The organism is Allobosea sp. Tri-44 (assembly GCF_004123845.1).
Lineage (GTDB): Bacteria > Pseudomonadota > Alphaproteobacteria > Rhizobiales > Beijerinckiaceae > Allobosea.
Window position 1 is genome coordinate 75266 of record NZ_NBDP01000007.1, and the last position, 22240, is coordinate 97505.

Genomic DNA, 22240 nt, shown 5'->3' on the forward strand with positions numbered 1-22240 from the left:
CGGCTATGGCCGCCCATGGCCCATTCCCGAAACCCAGAATGTCCGCTTATGCGTAGGTCAACAAGTGAAGAGCCCTGCGAGGCGAAGCCCGCAAAGACGGGCTATTCGCTCTGCACCGGGACGACGCCAACCAGCAGCGGTCCAAACGCTGTCATTTGTCTCAGAAGCTGACCCTGAGCTGCGCGGTTCCGCCGATGCGGCGGGTGTTCCCGGAGAGTTCCGAGTCGACGCGCATGCCGAGGCTGACGCTCTGGCTCAGCCCGATGTCGGCTCCCGCTGCGAGCAGGGCGGCGTTGCGGTCCGGTCTGGCGCCGATTACCCCGAAGCTCGCGCCGGGCAGGCCGTTGAGCGAAGCGGTGAGGTCGGCGTCGCGCTGGTAATAATGCGCCCAGGCGGCGCGCACGAAGCCGGTGACGGGAGTAGCGCCCGCCAGCAGGTTGGCGTCGAGCTGCAGCCCGAGCTCGCTGCGGCTGGTGATGTCGGAACGCCCCGCCAGCGTCAGCGTGCCGGCGGCGGCACCGGTCCCGTCGCGCTCGATTGCGACGGGGCTGCTCGCGCGCACCGCCTGAAAAGCGGCGAGCGGCGAGAGTGTCAGGCCGCCCCAGCTTACCACCGGCAGGCTTGCCTCAATCCGGCCGGACCACACCTCGGTCGCATAGGAGGCGGTCACGCCGGTACGGGCGAGCGCGGGAATCACGCGGCTGGTGTTGGTGTCGAGCCTGGCATAGCCGAGTGCGGCGGCAAGGTTGACGGTGCCCAGCGTGGTGCGGCCATAGAGGCCAGCCTGGAAGACATCGGCCTCGGCCTTGCCGAGACCGCCCGAGAGCGAGGCGCGCGATTGGCCGCCCGCGACCGCGATGCCCGCGACCGTGTTGGAGCCGAGCCGGACGTCGACGCCGACCGCGAGATGAGCATCGGAGAGGTTGCGGTTCGCCGAGCCCACGGCCCGGTCGCCGTCATTGCGTCCAGTCGAGCTGAAGGTCGCGCCCCAAAGCGAGAAACGCGCCGGATCCAAGGTCGGGCGACCCGGCCCGTCCCTGCTTCGAGGGCAGATCGGCCGTGAAGCCGGCAGCGCCGCCGGGGCCGTTCTGAGAACCGGCGAGGCGGCCTGCCCCCGAGCCGTCGAGCATGGTGCCGAGGAACTGGCCAGCCGCGCTGTTGGCCATGGCGGGCACGGCGGTATGGACCTCGCCCGAGAGCTGGTTCACGGCGACGGGGATCGCCGCCGCCGGCAGGTTGTAGATCCCAAAAAGCCCTGAGGGGTCTGCGCCATTGGCAACCGCGGCATCGATGGCCGAGGCGACCGCAAGAGCGTTAGCCGGGCGGCCGACGCCAAGTCGTGGCGATGGAGCGGACGGGACGATCGGCGGGACGACCGGGTCGACGATCGGCGCCAACGGTTTCGGCGTCAGCGTCAGCTGGACGTCGTTGCCGTTGTAGCTCACCGCAGTGGTGACCCCGTCGCCGAACGAGCCGGTGGTGTCGACCAGGCCGAAGCGCGTGCCGCCGAGCCCGCCCGCTGTCGAGAGCAGCGTGTAGGGCGCGGAGAAGCTGTAGGCACCGCCTAGAGGCACGATCCGCAGCGTGCCGGCCAGCGCGGCCGTGCCGGTGACAGCTGTCCGATCGGAGACCGCGCCCTGGACCTCCGCGACATAGGTCGAGCCGGTGCCCATCACGAGGTTGCCGTTGACCGTCAGCGTGCCGGGTGAGTTGCCCGGCGAGAGCGTGCCGTTCACGGTGAGCGAAGGCAGGGCGCCGGTTCCGCCGACCGCGCCACCGGCCGCGACCGTCATACCCGAGGAGGCTGCGATCGAGCCGTTGACCACGAGCGCGCCGGCATCGACGAACGTGGCGCCCGTATAGCTGCTGATGCCGGTCAGAGTCGTCGTGCCCGTGCCGGCTTGGCGCAATGCGCCGGAACCCGAGACAGCGCCCCCGAAGCTCACAGCGTCTGACCGGTTGAAGACCAGCGTCCCGCCATTGGCGACGTCACCAGTGATCGAGCCGCTTGTCCCGCCGGCGCCGATCTGCAGCGTCCCGCCCAGGATCGTCGTGCCGCCGGTATAGCTGTTGGCTCCGGCAAGGATCTGCGTGCCCGCGCCGGTCTTGGCCAGCGCCAGGGTCGCTCCGGTCTCGCCGGGGGCGTCGTCGGCAATGCTCCCGACAAAACTTGCCGTGCCTGATGAGACCGCGAGGGTCAAGGATCCGGCCTGGGTATCATGGCCGTTGACGACCAGCCCGCTCCCGGCGAGCGAGCGAACGGTCACAGCGTGGCCATGCGCCATGAGGGCTGCGTTCGGCGCCAGCGTGACGTCGGAGTTCGGGGAGAATGCGCCGTTGGCCGCTGCTGCCAGCGTCACGCCGCCACCAATCGCGGTCGGGCCGCTGTAGCTGTTGCTGCCGCCGAGATCGACCCGGCCGATGTCGGTGCTGGAGTTGAGCAGCGAGAGCACTCCGCCGGCCCCGTTGCCGTCCGTGATGTTGCCGGTCAACGTGACGACCTGACCGTTCGCGTCGATGGCACCACCGCTCGTGTCGACCGCAATGGCAGTGGCGAATGTGTTGATGAAACCCGTTCCCGCCTGGAACGTGCCGCCGGCTAGCGTCAGCGGGCCGACGCCGATCGCGGATGCGCTGCCGGCCCGCAGCGTGCCGCCGCCGATCGTGGTGCCTCCGGAATAGGTGTTGGTGCCTGTGAGGATCAAAGTGCCGGCACCAACCTTGGTCAGGCTGGTGCCGACGCCATCGACGATGGCCGAGCCGATCGAAACGGTGACGCCGGATGCCGTGTTGATCGTTCCGCCGCCGGTGACACCGAGTCCGAGCGAACCTCCGGTCAGCACGTACCCGTCGCTGTTGAACTGCAGCGTGTCGAAGCTTTGTGTGCCAGGGACGGTGACCGCGCCAGCGGTGCCCTGGAAGACCCCCACCGAACCGAGCCAGGGCGCATTGATCCCGGCGTGGCCGGGCGCGCCGGTCCAGTTGGCGTTGCCGCCATTCCAAATCCCGGAGCCGCCATCGACGGTGCCGTTGCCGGTGAGGTCTGTGCCGTCCCAGAACTGCATGGTCTGGCCCGCGCCTACCACAGCGAGATTGACCTGGTTCGGCACACCGGACGGAGCGTTGTAGATCGTGCCGACAGCCCCGGCGACCGAGGGGGCCGCCAATGCCAACGTATCGAAGCTGCCGCTTATCGTGCCGCCGCCGGTGACTTCGAACAGACGATAATAGCCCGCCGAAGCGACGTTGGCTGTCAGTGTCCCGCCGAGCGTCAGGTTGCCGGCCGCGCCGCTGCCGTTGACGATGATACGGTCGTTGTCTGGGCCGCCGACCACGCCGTAGCTATTCAGCTCGAACACGGTATTCGAGCCGCTGCTCAGCGTCAGTGACCCGACCGTCAGCGTGCCCGGCGAGTTGCCGGCCGACAGCGTGCCGCCGGAGGCGACCGTCACCGCCCCGACGATCACGCCCGAGCCCGACAGCGTCGCGCCGCTGGCAACGCCGACCGCCGAGGAGGCGAGCGAGCCGTTCACGCGCAGCTCGCCGCCATTGACCTGCGTCGCGCCGGTGTAAGTGTTAGCGCCACTGAGCGACCAGGTGCCTGCATTGATCTTCGTCAGCCCGCCCGTCCCCGTGGCGATCACACCGGAAACCGTACCGGTTCCCGGGCCGGCGAGGGTCAGGTTTTGTCCCGAGCCGGTAATGCCGCCGGAGATCGCCAATACACCCGGAAGGTTCAAGAAGCCGGCATTGATCTGGCTGTCCGCGGCGAGCGTGATGTCTCCGCCATAGCTGCTCGTGCCGCCGTTCGCGAGAAGCGCGCCGAAGCCACCCATGCCAGTGCCTGAGAGCGTGAGCGCCTCCCCGCCGATGTTGACGCCGCTGCCGAGGCTCAGGGACGCGCCCGATGCCACCACCGTTCCGCTCGCCGTCGCGCCGAGACCGAGACTGTTCGTCACGAACAGGCTGCCCGAAACCACAGTCGTGAGGCCGGAATAGGTGTTGGCGCCTGCGAGCGTCCATAGGCTTCCAACCTTCGTGATTGAGCCGGAACCGATGGCGATCACGCCACTGATCGTGCCGCTATTGTTGCTAGAGCCGCCAAGCGTCAGATCAGTGTTGAATCCAGAAATGCCGCCCGAAAGATTTAGCGAGCTCGTGGTCTGGACAGTGATGCTGCTGGCTGCCGCAAGGGTGATTGCCCCCTGGAAGGTGTTGACGCCGGAATTCAAGCTGGTGAGAGCGCCGGCTCCCAACGCACCAGTCCCCGAAAGCGTAAGCGCCTCGGCGCCGACGGTTATGCCGCCGGTCAAGGCGAGCGTCGCACCCGATGCGACCGTCGTTCCGCCTGCCCCCCCGCCGAGGCCACTGCCGTTAGAGACGGTGAGCGTGCCCGCCGAAACCGTTGTCACACCCGTGTAGGTGTTCGCACCGGACAAAGTCAGGCCGTCCGCACCGAGTTTGGTAAGTGAGCCTGCGCCGGTGACGACGTTACCTAAAGTAGCTGCGGTGGATTGATCGAATTGAACGCCCGTACCGGCGGTGGTGAGATGAACATCGCCCCTCATGCTCCAGCCGGGCAGGAGCGTTACTGTAATGATGCCATCCATCAACGTGATGGCGTTCGCGCGCGCGCTGGCACCGCCATCAAGGCCGCCGGAGATGTCGCCTGCGCTGATGATCGTGAGGTTCGATCCTACTATGCCTGCTCCACCATTTCCCGCTGGTCCATCCACGCCAGAGCCGTCGGAGGTATTGGGAGCAGCGCCTCCAGCCCCTCCGTTGCCTCCGGTGAGTGCGGTGCCTGCGGATATGTTGATGACCACGTTGCTCGCGAGCAATCCTGCGCCACCCGCGCCGCCTGCCCCACCATCGGTCCGATAGGAAACCGCTGTCATAGCCCCAGTTGCGCCGCCGTCTCCTCCTTTCCCACCGGACACACTTGCGCCGACCGTGATCGAAGATGCTCCTGACCCCAAGAACGAGATGCCAGCGCCGCCGGTGCCACCGTTTCCACCCTTACCGTAAGTCCCCTGGAGATCCCAAAGGAACCAACCTTTACCGCCGGCGCCGGCATCCCCTCCTCGCACCGGTGCCGAAATTGTGCCTGTGATCGAGTTACCGGTGAAAGCGAGGCCAATTCCACCGGATCCGCCGCCACCTCCCGAGATATTATTCGATACTAGAGAGCCGCCGTTGCCACCATTGCCGCCTGTGGCAGAAGCGCCGAGGGCACCTAAATTGCCGTCGCCCGTAACGACTAACCCCCAACCGGCCGCTCCGCCACCTCCGCCATTAAACAGTGCCCTCCAGGGAGGGCCGCCGAGCCCGCCTGCGCCACCGGTAATGTTGGCGCCTGCAAGGACTTGGCGCACACCGCCATGCGCGCCGCCGCCACCGCCACCGCCCGAAAGAGAGTTCGAATCGCCGGTTCCGCCAGCCGCGCCAGGGAACGCGCCGCCTGCGCCTTCTCCGAAGCCACCCGGATGAAATCCTCCGCGCCCGCCAATGGCGCCAGCTCCGCCGCCTCCCCCAGAGTCACGAGTAGCCGAGCCGTCGCCGCCAGCCGATCCGGGGCCAGTGGCACTGTCGATGCCTCCCTGTATTCCGCCGAATCCGGCGCCACCCTCGGCGAACGCAGGCCCTATTAAACCCACCAAGTTGCTGGCGACTGCCGTGGTCGCTATCAGGGCCAACATGCCCCACCAGTTTCGGCGCTGGCTTTCAAGGCTTTCAGCGGCGCTCTGAATCAAGTCGATGCGACGCGGCAGTTCGCATACCGATCCGGCTGAAGCGGTCGCTGCGAGCCGCCAAGTGCGATGCATGCAGCGGCGAATATATGCCGACTCTGCATCAAGAGACGTGGCAAAGCCCGCGGTGACTAATGGAAGACGCAGATCATCCAAGCGCACTTTGACGAGCGGGTGGCAGCGCCGACCAGTGAAGTTTGGCATGTAAATCCTGTCCGGCATAGGAATCATGAAGGGGCGGCGGGGTAGAAGAGATATCCGGACCAGCGCCGCATGAGCCTCCTCAAATCGAGGTGGAACGCTTGAGGTCGGTCGATATACACAGACCACGCCGGTCGCTCCGGCGCGGCGGCTAGAAAGGAAAAAAGGCCGCCGCGACCTCAAAGGCTGACGGCGGCCCATATCCAGTTTGCCGCTCAGGCGAAGATCAGCTGATCACCGAGCTGGGCCGCGGTGAAGTTGGTGACGATGATGCCGCCAGAGCCGCCAAGCGCGGTTGTGCTGATGACGACGCTGCTGCCGCTATTGGTGAAGGTGAGCTGCCCGGCTCCGATGCCCTCGAAACGCAAATAGTCGAAATTGTTGGCGCTCTCGCCGAAGCCGTCGACGACGTCGAAGATCCCGGCCTCGAAATCCGCGGCAAGCGTCCAATACTGGTCATTGCCGGCGCCACCAGCGGAATAATCCTTGCCGGCCCCGCCAATGAGCTGGTCAGAGCCCTCGCCGCCGAAGAGCTGGTCGGCACCGCCCTGGCCATAGAGCCAGTCATTACCGAGCTGGCCGTACAGGTAATTGATGTTGCTGTCGCCGATCAGGTAGTCCTGCTGGGCCGATCCCGTCACGGCCTCGACGCCTAGCAGCGTATCGCCCTGGGCATCGCCGCCGACGCCCATGCCGACATCGAGCCGCACCACGACGCCATTGATTGAGCCGTCATAGCGCGCGAAGTCGAAGCCGGACCCGCCGTCGAGCCAGTCGGCGCCGGCGCCGCCGTCGAGCTGGTCGCTATCGGCCGCGCCATCGAGATAATCCGTGCCTGCTCCGCCGAGCAGCGTGTCGGTGCCGGCGCCGCCCAGGAGCGTGTCATTATCCGCACCGCCATCGAGCATGTCGCTGCCGCGCCCGCCATCGAGATAGTCGTTGCCGGCATTGCCGACGATGGTGTCGTCGCCATCGCCGCCATCAAGCACATCCGCGCCGGTGTCGGCATCGCCGATTTCCCCGAAAGTGCTGGCCTTGCTGCTCACTTCCGGCAGGTCCGAGATGCCGTTGTTGGTGTAGTTGACCGTCTTGGCGTAGCCAGCCGGCACTGAAAACGTTCCGCCGCCGTAGATCGTGTCGTTGCCGGCGCCGCCGAAAATAGTGTCCGCCCCGGTCCCGCCTTGTAGAAAATCGTCTCCCAGCCCCCCGAAAATGGTATCATCGCCACCTTCGCCATTCACGTAGTCGAAGCCCGATTGACCAAATATCAGATCGTCTCCAATCCCGCCTAGAATGACGTCTGCCTCAACGGTCAAGCTTCCAACGATATCACCGTCACGTCCACTTGCAGAATTATCGCCGTAGACAACATCATTGCCGCCGAAAGCAATAATATAATCCTCTTGTGACCCGCCTTCGATATAGTCGATTTTCGCACTTGCAAAAATATAGTCATCGCCATCAAAGGCAAAGATATCCGTTGCTAAATTAGGGACGTCAAAAATTTCCGATCGTCCTGCAACGCCTTGATAGATTCTCTTGTTTGAAAACGACATTAAACCATCCTTATTTAGAATTTAAATGCCGTCGCGACATTACAACTTTCCGTTACGGGATCGCCTCGTTTCGCTAGGACTTTTGATCGGCCAGTAGTGACCGCTTTGGGTGGGATATCAGGGGGCGTTGAGAGCGGGACCAATCGTACCGGCACGGATGATGGCGTCACCGAAACCGTCGCAGAGAAGGTCACGGCGACGTCGTGCACTGGCACCAGTTCAAACTCCTGGATCACGGTACTCAGGAAGCGCGTTAACAGGTATTCGGCCTGGTGGCGCCCAATGCAGTGTCGCGCTCCCGCGCCGAACGGCATGGCGCTTGCGATTGACGCGGCGGGTCGCTCACCGCCTGGTCCCGCAGCGAAACGGCAGGGATTGAATAGCCGCGCGTCCGCGAAGAATGCCTCGTTCAGGCCTACGGCGGTCTTCATCCACATCACATTCGTCTTGGCCGGGATGGTGATCCCCTCCACCTCCATCGAACGAGTCTCGGATACCTTCGAGCTGAACGGAACCGGCGGAAACAGGCGCATCGTTTCGTGGACGATGTTCAGCACGAAGTGATCCCCAGCGCTCTTGCCTGCGTCTCGTGCCTCGAGCACGCGGGCTCGGACCTCGTCCTGTACGTGCGGGTTTCGGGAAAGCAGGTAGAGCGCCTGGGCCATGGTGTAGCTCATGGCGTCGGTTCCTCCGGCAACGAGCGAGATCAACTCCTCGACGCATTCGTGGTGGCTCCAGGTCGCCGTGCTGCCTGGATCAAGCTTCAGCCTGACAAGTCTTTCCAGCACATCCGGCGGCTCGTCCCCTCCACCGCTCAAACGACTTTGCAGCCGTCGCTCCAGAACCGCCGCGAGATGTGCGAAGAGGTAGCGATATGCGGCTCTTGCCCGCCTTGCTCTGATCGGGAACAGCCATCGCACGAAGAAGGGATGAAACGCCCGGAAGCTGATCGCTTCCTCAAGCGCGCCGATCGCAGCCAGATATACGCCGAGGTCCGACCGCTGCTCCCACTCGTCTCCGCAGAGGAATGAACCCAGGCTATTCGCGCTCCAGTGATGGAGGTCGGCCTTCAGGCTGCCATGCCGGGTCTGCCCGGATCGCCAGGTTCGGAGATAAAGCGCCGAGACTTCCTCCATACGGCCAGCACCTTGCTGCACGGCTTTTGGTGTAAACTGCGGGTTCATCTGTTGCCGATGGGCGGTATGCCTCTCGCCCCTCTTCAAGCCCATCAAGCTTCGAGGCAGCACGGTGCTATCGGCGACCCGGTTTGAATCCATGCCCTTATGGCCAAGGTCCTTCGGCGCGACCGAAAGCGAGACAAACGGCGTGTTGCCCCACGCCATGTGGACCTTCACGACCGGGCCGTACGCCCGATGCAGCTCCACCAGCGCCCGATCACGAGCGCCATGATCGTGGAGGAGGAGAAACTTAAGGCTCCCGACGAAGAACGACGGCTTCGGGCCGGGAATGTGGGCATATCGTCGAAACTCGAGGCATCGGAACGCCACACCCAGCGCCAAGAGGCCGACCGGGGCCAGCGCCGCGAGGAGCCATGCTTCGGGGGAAGACAGCATCCGCGCAAACGCCAAGGTCGCCACGACAAGCACGATGGCGATGATGAAACCATAGAGGCATTCGTACAGTTTCAGGAGTGCCGCGGTGCTCTTCATGACGAGGTCTCCGGCAGGGCGACACGACCCTTGCGCGGAACTACGCAGAGCGTGGCGGCACCCGTCCTGAAGCCCGAACGAAAAACATCCGAAATTAACCCGAAATTCAACGGGACCAGGCTTGTCCTGGATAGTGTCTAGTCGCTGTCGCCGCCGTCCGGTGGCTCGATGCCCGCTTCTGCAGCCGCCCATAACAGGTGGATCGCCGCACAGTGATGGCGACACTCGAAGGCCGAGAGGTCTCGATGATGCAGGGCTGGAATCAGGCCGACGCCCGGACGCAAGCTGCAGACGGCCGCCCTGACAAAGGCTGCCCTAACGGCCGACCTCGACCCAGCCCATCCGGTGCAACGGGGCCAGCACCGCCGTCTCGAAACGGGCGCGATAGGCAGCCTCGTCCGACATGCCAAGCGCCCGCAGCGGACGCGCCAAAAGCGCCGGGTCCCGCTGCCGCAAATTGGTATCAAGCGCCTGCGCCTCGGCCAGGCGACCGGCGGCATGCAGCGCAACCAGGCGATAAAAAAGCCGTTCCTCAGTCGGGAAATTGAGCGCGGTAGACGTCAGAAAATCATCGGCTGCCTGGTCCGGCTGCCCCGTCATCAGCTTCGCCAAGCCTAGAAAGCCCCTCCAGCTTTCTGAGAACTGGTGAAGGGGGCTTTCCAGCAATGCGGCCCGCAGGGGCGGCTGGGCGGATTCGGCGTTGCCCAGCATCAGATGCATGATACCGACATTGGCACGGTCTGCGACTCGGCCGGGATCTGCGCCGGCGCGCTCGTAGAAGGCCATCGCTTCGGCGAAGCGGCGGTGCTGCCGCAGGACGGCCGCCTGGGCCCCTAGCGAAATGGGCGCCTCAGGCTTTGCCGCCATCGCCAAGGCGGCAAAGCGCTCCGCCTCGCGCAAGTCCCGTTCCGGGTCCAGACTGGCACCGTTGGTGCGCAGATTCGTATGGACGAAGGCCGCCTCGGCCGCCGCTTCCGCCAGGCGCGGTTCGAGCGCGAGCGCGCGGAGGAAGAGCGGCAGGCTCACACGCAGGCGATCCCCATACGCCCCGCCGCCCTGCTGGGCGATGCGCCCTTCCGCCAGCAGTCGCTGCGCCTCGTCCCAGGAGGAGCGCTCCGCGGATGCAACAACGGACGGCGCTGCCGGAGCAGGCAGGCGGTTTGCGCTGATCCAGGCGGCGGCCGAAAACACGAGACCGAAGCCACCCACGACAAGGGCGGCCCAGGCCACGCGGCTGCGCGGTCGACCGCCAGAGGGCATCGGTGCTTCCGAGCCGGCCGGCGTTGCGGCATTGGGGCCGGCACCGGGGGGGAGCAGCGCTGCCCGTTCGGCGCCTGGCGCAACGGGGCGCAACCTCGTCGCCAACACATAGCCCCGCCGTGCATAGGTCTGCAGCATGGCCGCCTGGCCTGTTCCCAGCGCGCGTCGGATTTCCGAAACGCATTGTGTCAGGCTGTCGTCCGAGACGGCAACATCGCCCCAGACAACGGTGAGCAAGGTGTCACGCGACACGATCTGGCCAGCATGGGCCAGCAGATGCGCGAGTACCGCCGTGGTCTTGGGGCGCAGCACCACCTCCCGCGCCTCAGCGGTCAGAACCCCACGCGTGAGGTCGAGGACGAAGCCATCGAAGGCGAGGAGGGTGCGCGGCGATTCCAGTAGGTCAGTCATGCCCACCAAAGCAATCGAGGCCTGCCCGTTTTCGAGCGAAGTGGATACCGATTCGCGTGAAGAAAGCGAGTCAAAACAAGGGCTAGGGCAATTGAACGATCCAGTTGGATCGAAAATTGCTCTAGAGGTTCCTGTCCACGCGCGCCGCGTTTTACAACGCCTTCAAGACCCAAGCCCATCTGATCCGCCGCCCCACCTCCGTCCGTTCCGAGCCGAAGCCCATCGGAGGTGGGCGGTGGCCACCGCGGCCGCCTGACGAATGCGGCCGGGCAGGGGTCTTGCGGTCACCATGTGCGAACCTGACAACACCCGCTTGCGATCGGATCAGCCTGCCACGTTATGGAGGTGTCGGATGCCAATTCTGACCGTTCTTGCGTCTTGGTCGCCAAATCTGTCCACGCATCACGAAATCTGTCTATGCTGCGGATGCGAACGGCTGACGCGGCCGAGATGGAGACATATCGATGGTCGTGCCTGCGATCGAGCCTGCGCTGCCGGCGATGTTCGATATTGTCCGGGCAAGGCATCCGGAGGATTTGGACGGCCGGTTGCGCGTCAACGAACGCGTCGCCAAATCGGACCGCATCTACACCTATCAACTCCAGAACCGCGCGCTTTGGAGCGCGAAGTTTGACAAGCCGATTTTTACGCTCGCGACCCGTGCCGCTGGCTCGATCCTGGCAAGTTACGCCGACAGCAGCTTCGCAACGGATGTCTCCGTCGAAGGCGACGAAGGCGATCTTTTTTGCTTCACGACCATGCTATTCGGCCACATCACATTGGTCCAAAAGGGGAATTCAACGACGGCCATGGACGGTCGTGGCCTTGTCTGGAGGCCCGGCCCCGGCGGCCGGCTCCTGATCAGCGATGACAACGCGCGCACGAATGTCTTCTTCAAGGTCGCCGATGTCGAGGATGCGCTGGAGCACATGCTCGATAAGCGCCTCCGACAGCCACTCGAATTCGAGCCCAATCTTGATTGGGGCAGCGGGCTTGCGGGCAGCCTGAAGCGCCAGCTTGATTTCGTGATGCACGAGTTTCAGCGACAGGACGGTGTGGCCAGCAACCCCGTCGCACTGGCGTCTTTGACGGACCTGCTGATCTCGCTGGTGCTTCGCGGCGTGCCACACAACTACGTCGATCAGTTGGACGAGGGAGCTTCCAGTGTAGTCCCGGCCTATATTCGCCGCGCGGAGGACTTCATGCGCGCAAATGGCGCGGAGCCGATCCGCATGCCGCAGGTCGCCGCCGCCGCTGGATGCAGTGTGCGAACGTTGGGCCATGTGTTCAAGCATTTCCGCGGCAATACGCCCCTTGGCGTGTTGCACTCCATCCGACTTGAGTTAGCGCGTGACGATCTGACTCTTGGCGCATCGGGAAGCTCAGTGGCTACGGTCGCGCGCCGCTACGGTTTCACCAATTCGTCCCGCTTCGCCACCGCCTTTCGCCGCCGTTTCGGCGAGACCCCATCTGAGGCCGCGCGACGCTCATCGCGCTCCTCCAGTTGAGTGCTGCAAAGTCACGTTTAGGTCCAAAGCCCACTCGGCCAATGCGGCTGGCCTCTTGTCACCGTCGCTGAAATACCTCTGAGCGTCTGCCAATGGCCCGTCTCAGAAGCTGACCCTCAACTGCGCGTTTCCGCCGATGCGGTGGGTATTCCCGGAGAGTTCCGAATCGACGCGCATGCCGAGGCTGACGCTCTGGCTCAGCCTAATGTCGGCTCCCGCTGCGAGCAGGGCGGCGTTGCGGTCCGGCCGGGCGCCGGTGACCGCGAACCTGGCACCGGACAGGCCGTTGAGCGCGGCGGCGAGGTCGGCGTCGCGCTGGTAGTAATGCGCCCAGGCGGCGCGGACGAAACCGGTGACGGGAGTGGCACCCGCCATCAGGTTGGCATCGAGTTGCACGCCGAGTTCGCTGCGGCTGGTGATGTCGGTGCGCCGCGCCAGCGTCAGCATGCCCGCGGTCGCGCCCATCCCGTCGCGCTCGATTGCGGCCGGGCTGTTCGCGCGCACGGCCTGGAAGGCGGCGAGTGGCGAAAGCGTGAGGCCGCCCCAGCTTGCCACCGGCAGGCTCGCTTCGATCCGGCCGCTCCAGGCCTGCGTCGCGTAGGAGGCGGTCACTCCCGTGCGACCGAGCGCGGGAATGGCGCGGCTGGTGTCGGTGTCGAGCCTGGCATAGCCGAGCGCCGCGGCGAGGTTGGCGGCCCCGATCGTGGTGCGGCCATGGAGCCCGGCCTGGAACACATCGGCTTCGGCCTTGCCGAGCCCGCCCGAGAGCGAGGCGCGGGCCTGACCGCCCGCGACCGCGACGCCCGCGACGGTGTTACTGCCCAGCCGGATGTCGACACCCACAGCGAGATGGGCGTCGGAGAGGTTGCGGTGGGCGGAGCCCATGCTTCGGTCGCCGTCATTGCGTCCGGTCGAGCCGAAGGTCGCGCCCCAGAGCGAGAAGCGCGCCGGATCGAGGGTCGGGCGCCCCGGCGCGTCCTGTTTCAAGGGCAGGTCGGCGGTGAAGCCGGCCGCGCCGCCGGGGCCGTTCGGCGCACCCGAGAGCCGGCCGCTGCCTGAGCCATCGAGCATGGTGCCGAGGAAGCGGCCAGCCGCGCTGTTCGCCATGGCCGGTGCGGCCGTGTGGACCTCGCCCGACAGGCTGTTCACGGCCGCCGGGATCGCTGCCGCCGGCAGATTGTAGATCCCGAACAGGGCCGAGGGGTTCGCGCCGTTGGCCACCGCCGCATCGATGCCGGAAGCGACCGCAAACGCATTGGCCGGGCGGCCGACGCCGAGACGCGGGCTGGGGGCCGGAGCCGGAGGCGTGACCGGCGGTTCGGTCGGCGGCGCGACCGGCGGCTCGGGGTCGACGATGGGGGCCAGCGGCTTCGGCGTCAGCGTCAACTGCACGTCGTTGCCGGTGTAGCTCACCGCGCTGGTGACGCCGTCGCCGAAGGAGCCAGTCGTGTCGACCGTGCCGAAGGTGCCACTGCGCCCGCCCGCTGCCGCGAGCAGCGTGTAAGGCATCGAGAACAGATAGGCGCCCCCCAGCGGCGCGATCCGCAGCGTGCCGCCCAGCGCGGCCGTGCCGCCGACGTTGATCCGGTCGGAGACGGCGCCCTGCACCTCGGCGAGGTAAAGCGAGCCCGCCCCCAGCACCAGGTTGCCGTTGACCGTCAGCGTGCCCGGCGAATTACCCGGCGCCAGCGTGCCGTTGACCGTCAGCGACGGCACTTGCCCCGAGCCGCCCAACGTCGCGCCGGCCGCCACCGTCACGCCGGAAGACGAGGCGATCGAGCCGTTCACCACCAGCTTGCCGCCCATGACCGTCGTCGCGCCGGTATAGGTGTTGGCGCCCGCGAGCGTGAAGGCACCTGTACCGACCTTGGTCAGCGAACCTGTGCCCGAGAGCACGCCCGCGAACGTCGTGCCGCCATTGTCCGAGCCGGTGCTCAGCGTCGCCGCGCCCAGCGTCACCGCGCCCGCGCCCGCAAGCGAACCGATCGCCTGGTTGAAGCCATTGAGAGCGAGCGTGGCGCCGGTCGCGACGGTCAGGGTCGAGTTCGGTGCAAGGCTGCCCGCAGCCCCAGCCAGCAAGGTGCCGGCATCGACCAAGGTCGCACCTGTATAAGTGTTGGCACCCGAGAGCGTGAATGTGCCGGTGCCGCTCTTGGTGACAGGGCCCGAGCCCGAGATGACGCCGCTGATGATTCCATTTCCGGCGCCGTCGAGGCTGAGTGCATGGCCGCCCGTAGCAATCCCGCCGCTGAAGGTTGCGGTTGCATTCAGCACACGGATCGCGCTGGAGCTGGTCAGCGAGACGTTGTTGCCGAGGGTGCGCGCCCCCGTGGTCGCCAATATGCCGCCATTCAGCGTGACCAGACCAGTGCCAAAGGCCGCGTTATTGGCCGCGATGATCGAGCCAGCAGTGATCGTCGTCCCGCCGGTATGGACATTGGCGCCTGACAGGGTCAACGCGCCGGTACCGACCTTGGTGAGGCTCACAGGAGTATCGATCCTGCCGGCATAGGTGGTGTCCGAGTTCAGGCTGCCAACCGACAGCGCACCGAAGCCTATGGTGCCAGTGCCTTCGATCGAACCGATCGACAGCGTGTTCGCGGATAAGTCCCCGCCCTGGCCGATGAATCGCGATCCCACAGCCGAGCTGGTGGGACCGGTAAAAACGACGAAGCTACCTACTGTCGCAATGAGCGTCGTCGCGCCGGTAACCGAGGTGCGGATCGCAATCGCCCCACCTGCTGCAGTGATCAGCGTCTGCTCGACGCTCGAATTATTGATGACGGAGTCTATGACCAAAGAATGGTTCGGGGTCATCAACAGTGTGTAGGCGAGCGCGTTGCTGTTGAATTGGATAGTGTTGATCAAATTGTCGGTTGTGACAGTGACATTTCGCATTGCCGTGGGGCTGTTGGTGAACGTCGCCGTGCCCGTCGGCACCGCTCCGCCAGTCCAGTTGGAACCGAGGTTGAAGTCCCCCGTGGCGCCCAGCCAGTCGGCAGTCTGGGCCAGAGCTGGAGATCCGGCGGCAAAAGCCGTGACACTGACCCCGAGCAGCAGCGCGAGACGCGAAGAGATCGTCGTATTGCGGTAGAGCATGCTCGGCGAAGGCCTTCATCTTCTGAATGGGATCACAGGATCGTTGTCGCGGCTGCAGTTTGCAGGTCGAGCAATGGAGACGAAGACAAATCCAGAAGGACCCCGGTCTTGTCGCCGAATATGTCTAGCTGCTGCTGAATATGTCTAACGTAGCAGGAGATCTGGCAATCAAGGCCGGAGTGCCCCACCGCTATTGAAATAGGGAGCACGACCAATGACCACGATCGAAGCAGTCCGCCGCGGTCCGTTGCTACGATTACGGGGGTAGACTGGCAGCGCCGAAGTTCCAATGGGTCGTCCGGAGCCGACCTCCTGCTCGGAGACGGTGGCTCGACACTGCGCATATTTCCGGCGATCAGTCGGAACTCACCACGTCGTTGGCTTCATCATCGTGCAGCATCTTGCTGAGCAGGACATAACGATTGATCGTTGTAGGCGTAACGTCGAGGGTGCATCTTTCGCGCAATTTGGCCGCCTCCTGATGCACGACCAGTCGCATCTCCTGGGGGTGGATCGCGTACGCCTCGCTCCAGATTAACATGCGCTGAAGATTGAGATCCCAGCTCAGGCACGCGGTTTGGATCCGTGTCAGTGGCTGTTTCGACTGACTGGGCTCGGCGGCTGCGACCGCCGCCGCCGCGAGTAACATCAACAATTTCAGGCGTGCCGCGGTGGTCTTCATGACGAGGTCTCCGGCAGGGCGACATGACCCCTGCGCGGAACTAGGCGGAACGTGGCGGCACCGGTCCTGAAGCCCGAACGAAAAACATCCGAAATTTACCCGAAATTCAACGGGATCGGTCTAAAACGTCCCGAGTTGGTCGACCGCAACCGGGTCGGCACTCCCGCATTCATGCTGCTGAAGATCAAAGCGCGTGTCCAACGGGCAGAGCGAAGTTGATTTTCGCAACGAGTCGCGAGCGGGCCCCGAACGTCCCAGCGGGGAACGTCCGGTTTCGGGCAGTAAGCCAATGTCCGCAGTTGGCGCGACGCCGGCGTTGGTCAACGCCCGCAGGTTCGAGGTCAGTTTGTCGATCGGGCTGGCAATCCACCCGCACTACGCAGATTCAGTCGCCACACTCAGGCGCAGGGCGGATAACGCGCTTTATGAGGTCAAGAAGACTGGACGTGGCCGCTGGAGCCGTGCCGCCTGAACCTTCAGGAAGATTCACCGGCCAGTTGGACCCGGCAGACGACCGTGAGAGAGCTCGCCGCTCACAATATTGGGGGCAGTTCCAGCTTCGGCGCGAGGCGCCTCACCGACTTCCCTCCTAACTCTGCGTCCTTGCTGCGCGGACCAAAACGTCGGCGAAAGCAGCGTTGTCTACGCTTGCCTCGCGTGAGGCCAGGCCATCACCTGTCCCGACATAACCAGGCGGTCGCGACCATTAGTCTTGGCCGCATAAAGCGCCCGATCGGCAGTCGCGACCAACGAGGCGCAATTCGCCGCTGTCGCAGTGCTGGGCCGAGCGATAGCACCGCCTAGGCTGGCGGTGACAAGCTTGGAGGGAGGATTCAAGGCGTGCGGAATCTGAGCTTCGCGAAGTGCCTCGCGAAGTCGTGCGCCGACCTGCTCACAGCCTTCGGTATCCGTGTTTGGCAACAGCAGGGCGAACTCTTCTCCGCCGTATCTCGCGGCCAGATCTGCCGGCCGCCACGCATGTGCCGCCAAGACACCTGCGACGGTACGCAGGCAGCTATCTCCGGCCTGATGCCCGTAGTGATCGTTGAATTTCTTGAAATGGTCGATATCGATCATCAGCAGGGAAAGAGACGTGCCGTCTCGTGCGGCCCGCGCCCACTCCTGCTGCAGCCGCTCGTCGAAGCAACGGCGATTGGCAAGCCCGGTCAGCCCGTCGGAGGCCGCAAGAGCCGCGAGCTTGTCCTCCAGATCCTTGTGTTCCGTCATGTCACGCGAGATCGCCACGACGCCATCGACCATACCGGTGGCCGGCGTTCGCGTCACGCGCAGGGCCGTCTCGATCCAGATCTCGGTCTTTTCCCGGTGCCGTGTGCGATAGATGATCCTGGCTTCTTCGACGTCACCGCACTTTAGTGAGGCGACCGCCTGTTCGACGCGGGGCAGATCCTCCGGGTTGACGCCCGCCAGGGCTGGCGTCCCCACGAGTTGCGCGGGATCCCAGCCCAAGACACGTGTGGAGGATGGCGAGGCGTAGAGAATGCGCTCATCGAAGGCGATCCGCGTGACCATGTCGCTGGATTCTTCCGCAAGCAAACGGAAGCCCGCCTCCTTGGCGGCCAGCGCCATCGCCATGCGTTGGCGCCCGACGAGTTGGCGCACGAGATAAAAGCCGATGATGCCGATGACCGCCGTCAGCACCAGAACGACGGCCGTCCGTATGATGGCACCCTGCCGCCAGGGCGCCAGCACATCCTCCTGGGCTTGAGTCGCCAGCAACAGCAGAGGATATCGCTCGCTGAATCGGTAGGCGCTCAAGCGCTGCACGCCATCCAGTGGCGACTTGAAATAATAGGCGCTGGCGGAGGGGCGCGATGTGCGCTCTTTCAGGAGAGGCGTCGCCGACATATCTCGTCCGACATAGGTGCCATCATCGGAACTGCGCGCGAGCAGAATACCACCGGCGCTCAACAGCGTGATGGCGCCGTTCGGCCCAAGGTCGAACTGCCGATAGAACTGGGAGAAATATGCCGCGTCGATGGTTGCAAGAACGACGCCGGCGAACCTCCCGTCGGGATGGTTGAAGCGGCGGGACACCGTGATGATCCATTGGCCACCCGATCGGCTCTTTATCGGTTGCCCCAGATAAGCGCGTGGTTCGTCCCACTCGCGGTGACGCTGAAAATAGGCTCGGTCACTATTGTTGAGGCCAGCGAGATTCACCCCCTCCGTGGTCGCTAGCCAGCGGCCCGTTTCATCGTAGATAAAAAGACCCCGGATACGTCCCAGCGTCAGCTTGCGACGGTCCAGAAAAGCCTGAACTCTCGAGATCGCTTCCGAATCCGTCCCGATTGTTTCGAGTCTGCTGGCGAGGCCCATCAGTATCGCATCGGCAAGCTCGACGGTGTCTTCCGCATGTTGCGTGAGTGACCGCGCGAGATTGATCATATCGACCTCGGCGCTCTTCAGATCGGCACTCCTCGCCTGCCATTCTCGCCATCCGCTCAGGGAGAGAATGGCGACGCAGGCCAACGTCACAAAGGCCGCCGCCCAGAACGGAAGACGCGGCAGACCACCGGCACCATTGTTGATGCGAACCACGGTCATGGCCGGCTCCCTTCAGACCGGAAACTCGCACCAGCGCGTTAACAAAGCTTAACAGAGTGGATCTTTCGACAGCTCGCGCTGCCGCCATGTGGCAAGGCCTGTCTATTCGGGGCACGCAGGGCTGCTGCATGGATGGGAGGTGGACGGATCAGACCTCGATGAAACAGTGAGCACCGCGGTTGAGCTCGGCCTTTAGTGGCGCGCCGCCAGTGCCCGCTGTCCGGCAGCAGGCAAACGTCAGTTTGTGGCGCGAAGCTGTCACCGCATCAGCGCGCCAACGTCACCTGCCCGGAGCAGATCGGAGAAACCTTACAGCAACCGGAACGAGCAAGGCATCCAAGAGTTAACGGTCGCCATCTGAGACCGGAGCCGCAGATGTTCGACGGCTTTACCCTCGATTTCATCCAGCTGGGTGAAGTGACTTTGCGCGTGCGCCACGGCGGCTCGGGGCAGCCCGTGCTACTGTTGCACGGCCATCCGCGCACCCATGCGACCTGGCACCGGGTCGCGCCGTTGTTGGCGACGGAGTTCCACGTCGTCTGCCCAGATCTGCGGGGCTTCGGGCAATCCTCGCGGCCTCCCGAATTGCCCGATCATCTTGGGTCATCGAAGCGTGCGAAGGCCCTGGATTGCCGGGAACTGATGGCGCGGCTCGGCTTCGACCGCTTTCATGTCGCCGGACACGATCGCGGATCATACACAGCTTTTCGTCTGGCGATGGATCATCCCGAGGCCGTACAACGGCTTGCCGTCATGGATGGTGTACCGATCCTCGAGGCCCTGGAGCGCTGCACTGAAAAGTTCGCGCGGCTCTGGTGGCACTGGTTCTTCTTCTGCCAGCCGGACAAGCCCGAGCGAGCGATCCTGGCCGATCCGCTTGCATGGTATGGCGCTGATCCCGAGGCGATGGGGTCTGAGAACTACGCCGATTTCCTGGCAGCTATCCAGGATCCCGACACTGTCCGTGGGATGCTGGAGGACTATCGCGCCGGGCTAGCGGCGGACCGGTTCCATGACGAATCCGATCGCGAGCAGGGAAGGACCCTGCAGTGCCCGCTGCTGTGCCTGTGGTCCGAAAGAGATGATCTGCCTGAACTTTATGGGGATGTGCTGGATGTCTGGCGGCCTTGGGCGCCGGATCGCCGAGGGCACGCGATCGCCAGCGGTCACCACATGGCGGAAGAGGCGCCGGAGGCTGTTGCGCGTGCACTTCGGAATTTTTTCGCCGAACGGTGAAAGCAACGGCTGAACGGAGAACCCACCGGCTCCTGCTGCGTTGTCCATGCGCAGCTAGGAGGGTGCGATGAGCCATCATTCTTCGGAACTGATCAGCTTCGTCCTTCCGATCAGCCACCGCGCTCCCCCGACCGGCAAGGCCTTGAGGGAGCGGCTTCTGCTGCAGATGGATGAAGCTGCGATGCTGGCAGGACTCGCCCGCCTGTCGGGGCGCAGCACGAGTTCCATTGCCTGGCTGCTACAGCAGGACATGATCGTACCTGGCGGATTACTGCGGGCCGCGATTGAGGTCGATCGGAAAAACCAGATAGCACTCCGTCATGAGCGAAGCATGTCGATCACGCCGAGATAGGCGGTTTGATTCAGCCTGGATCCTGAACTGCGATCCTCAGAGCCCGTCGCTCCAGTGCTCGAGCATCGGCCCGTCCCGGCCGGACACCGGATCGGCTACCGGCCTGGCCAGGCGGTTGATCGCCGTCTTTAGCTCCCCGGTCGGGGCCTCGCGCAGAATGTCTCCGCTCTGCCCGGGTGGGTAAGCTCCGACGACGAGAAAGTCACTGCTGGCGCTGAGCCGGCGATGGCCCGTACCGGCTGGAAGCAGCAGCACGTCACCGGCCGAGACACCAAGCTCGCGACCACCTTCTCCGCCCAGAACCAGCTCGGCCGAGCCCTTGGCAATGCCGAGCACCTCATGGCCCTTCGAATGGTAGTGATGAAAGTCGTAGATGCCGTTTCGCCAAGCCGGCAGCCAGCCGTTCTCTTCGAAGCGCCGCTCCATAGCGCTGGCGAGGTCGGCCGGAGCACGAGGAAAGGCCTTCTGATACACGAGCGCGGGGAAGCGCGGATTGTTAGGGATAGGTCCGCGCTCCTCGAAGGGCAGGACCAGGATCGTCATCAGCGCTGCCATCGCTCGCTCTCCGATCAACCAGAGCGCGGCCCGCTCGGATCGCGATCGCGACCATGGCCGTTGCCGGGCGTCGGGTCGCCATCCCCCGACAGCACGACCGGGTTGGCGCTTACCAACCCTCCAAGGTTCGGCTTGGCCTGCGAAGGTGCAAATTGCCTCTCCGCGTTCTGCTTCGCCGGCTGGCGAGATTTTACGTCCGCTTCCTGCTCAGGGCTCAGTGAATTGCCGTGTCCATCACGCATGAGCTCCTTTGATTGTCGTTCAACGCGTTCCCCAGAGGGCCGTCAGGTCGAGTTCTTCGTCACGGTGCTTGCCGCCGAGCTGAGCTGCTATCCAGGCTGCGGCAGCGCCGACCAGCAACGCCGCTGCGGTCAGGAACGCCGAGAGAACGCCCATCTTTCGGGTGCGCTCGGCAGCTTGCTTGGCAGTTTCCTTGGCCTGATTGAGGCGAGCGAAAGCGTCGTCGATCCGCTTCTCGGCTTCGGGCTGGGCGATGTTCATCCGGGTCGACATCCGGCCCGCGATATAGGAGCGATCCGCCTGCTCGAGCTGGCCGCTCGCAAGGCTGCGTGACAGGATGCGAGATGCTTCCTCGCGCTCGCCCTGTGATACCGGCTCGGTCCCAGCAGTTCTCGTCAACGTATCGAGCGCCGACGCCAGCGGATCCGGTTGCTGGCCCAGTACCGTTCCAGCGGCACTCGTGGCGGCAGCGGCTCCCATTGCAGCGGTCTTTGCAAGTCCGACAGCGGAGGACGCCGCCAAGCCGGCGACGAGCAGAGCCCCGACCGCCCAGACGACTAATCCGTGGGCGCCGTCGCGCACGTGACGTTCATGCAGGCTGGCATCGGCGGCCGGACGGCGCATCCGACCCGCGAGATAGCCGCCGGCCCCGGACGCCATCACGGTCACCCACAGAATCCAGAGCGCACCGGCGATCGCCAGCGCGGTCAGACCTGTCGACCTCGAGGGCTCGACCGAGACGAGGGACAGCCCGATCGCCGAGCCGAAGGTGGCGAGGAGTGTCGTGATGGCTGCAGACAGGACTGCCCCGCCAAGGATTGCGCTCCATTCAAGATAGGAGCCCGAATGCGTGGCCGCGTCGGCCGGCGCGACGACGACGACGTCAGTGGTTTCAGTTGCCATAGCAGACTCCTATCGCAGGCCAATGAAGGAGAGGATGGCCATGACTACGACCACGAGGCCGACCAGATAGATGATGCTGTCCATTGCTTTTCTCCCGGGCGCGCTTGGCGGGCCGTCGGGAGAACGATCTCAAGCGTCAGCCGGTTCCGTAGCTGCATGCGCTTAGTGCCTTGATCGAACACTCACCGCTCGTCGCGACACGACTGGCGACCTTGCTTCCGCTGTCACTCATAGAACATAATCGGAACAAAC

The 22240-nt window shown here is 64.6% G+C and carries 15 protein-coding genes; 4 read left to right on the plus strand and 11 right to left on the minus strand.

The genetic code is table 11. The features are described from left to right. Nucleotides 1–160 precede the first annotated feature (160 nt). From B6S44_RS06845 to B6S44_RS06870, 5 genes are all read right to left on the minus strand, one after another. On the minus strand, nt 161–1015 hold the full coding sequence (locus tag B6S44_RS06845) for an autotransporter outer membrane beta-barrel domain-containing protein (RefSeq protein ID WP_164985749.1): 855 nt from the start codon (nt 1013–1015) through the stop codon (nt 161–163). Beyond that, complete coding sequence (locus tag B6S44_RS06850; RefSeq protein WP_164985750.1) at nt 957–5954, minus strand: beta strand repeat-containing protein; 4998 nt, start codon at nt 5952–5954, stop codon at nt 957–959. Before B6S44_RS06850 ends, B6S44_RS06845 begins: the two co-directional genes overlap by 59 nt. 212 nt (nt 5955–6166) lie before the next feature. Next, a complete protein-coding gene (locus B6S44_RS06860) occupies nt 6167–7507 on the minus strand; it encodes a calcium-binding protein (RefSeq protein WP_129156027.1) in 1341 nt (446 codons plus the stop codon). Nucleotides 7508–7521: 14 nt separating this feature from the next. Then, complete coding sequence (locus B6S44_RS06865; RefSeq protein ID WP_164985751.1) at nt 7522–9177, minus strand: cytochrome P450; 1656 nt, start codon at nt 9175–9177, stop codon at nt 7522–7524. Nucleotides 9178–9492: 315 nt separating this feature from the next. Beyond that, complete coding sequence (locus B6S44_RS06870; protein WP_129156029.1) at nt 9493–10848, minus strand: winged helix-turn-helix domain-containing protein; 1356 nt, start codon at nt 10846–10848, stop codon at nt 9493–9495. 464 nt (nt 10849–11312) lie between these two features. Here B6S44_RS06870 and B6S44_RS06875 point away from each other — a divergent pair, with 464 nt between their 5' ends. Further along, nucleotides 11313–12356: an AraC family transcriptional regulator gene (locus B6S44_RS06875; protein ID WP_129156030.1), complete on the plus strand. Its 1044-nt coding sequence runs from the start codon at nt 11313–11315 to the stop codon at nt 12354–12356. A gap of 102 nt (nt 12357–12458) precedes the next feature. On the opposite strand, the gene B6S44_RS06880 is transcribed toward B6S44_RS06875, so the two are convergent. Together B6S44_RS06880 and B6S44_RS06885 are read right to left on the minus strand one after the other, a co-directional pair. After that, nucleotides 12459–15455 carry an autotransporter outer membrane beta-barrel domain-containing protein gene (locus B6S44_RS06880; protein ID WP_129156031.1) on the minus strand — a complete coding sequence of 999 codons (2997 nt, stop codon included), beginning with the start codon at nt 15453–15455 and terminating at the stop codon, nt 12459–12461. Between the two features lie 355 nt (nt 15456–15810). Then, nucleotides 15811–16137: a hypothetical protein gene (locus tag B6S44_RS06885; protein WP_129156032.1), complete on the minus strand. Its 327-nt coding sequence runs from the start codon at nt 16135–16137 to the stop codon at nt 15811–15813. Between the two features lie 289 nt (nt 16138–16426). Between B6S44_RS06885 and B6S44_RS30180 the strand changes: the two genes are divergently transcribed. Then, nucleotides 16427–16609: a diguanylate cyclase domain-containing protein gene (locus B6S44_RS30180; RefSeq protein WP_129156033.1), complete on the plus strand. Its 183-nt coding sequence runs from the start codon at nt 16427–16429 to the stop codon at nt 16607–16609. Nucleotides 16610–16779: 170 nt separating this feature from the next. On the opposite strand, the gene B6S44_RS06895 is transcribed toward B6S44_RS30180, so the two are convergent. Next, nucleotides 16780–18702 carry a diguanylate cyclase domain-containing protein gene (locus B6S44_RS06895; protein ID WP_129156034.1) on the minus strand — a complete coding sequence of 641 codons (1923 nt, stop codon included), beginning with the start codon at nt 18700–18702 and terminating at the stop codon, nt 16780–16782. Between the two features lie 375 nt (nt 18703–19077). Between B6S44_RS06895 and B6S44_RS06900 the strand changes: the two genes are divergently transcribed. Next, complete coding sequence (locus B6S44_RS06900; protein WP_129156035.1) at nt 19078–19938, plus strand: alpha/beta fold hydrolase; 861 nt, start codon at nt 19078–19080, stop codon at nt 19936–19938. 67 nt (nt 19939–20005) lie between these two features. Further along, the gene (locus tag B6S44_RS06905) at nt 20006–20290 is read left to right on the plus strand and encodes a hypothetical protein (RefSeq protein WP_129156036.1); all 285 of its coding nucleotides are present in this window, start codon (nt 20006–20008) and stop codon (nt 20288–20290) included. Nucleotides 20291–20326: 36 nt separating this feature from the next. Here the strand turns inward: B6S44_RS06905 and B6S44_RS06910 are convergent, their stop codons facing one another. The 3 genes from B6S44_RS06910 to B6S44_RS06920 are packed head-to-tail and all read right to left on the minus strand — an operon-like array spanning nt 20327 to nt 21988. Continuing rightward, nucleotides 20327–20845 (minus strand): cupin, encoded by a 519-nt coding sequence (locus tag B6S44_RS06910; RefSeq protein ID WP_129156037.1) that lies wholly within the window; start codon nt 20843–20845, stop codon nt 20327–20329. Nucleotides 20846–20859: 14 nt separating this feature from the next. Continuing rightward, on the minus strand, nt 20860–21087 hold the full coding sequence (locus tag B6S44_RS06915) for a hypothetical protein (protein ID WP_129156038.1): 228 nt from the start codon (nt 21085–21087) through the stop codon (nt 20860–20862). Nucleotides 21088–21106: 19 nt separating this feature from the next. After that, complete coding sequence (locus B6S44_RS06920; RefSeq protein ID WP_129156039.1) at nt 21107–21988, minus strand: hypothetical protein; 882 nt, start codon at nt 21986–21988, stop codon at nt 21107–21109. Between the last annotated feature and the right edge of the window lie 252 nt (nt 21989–22240).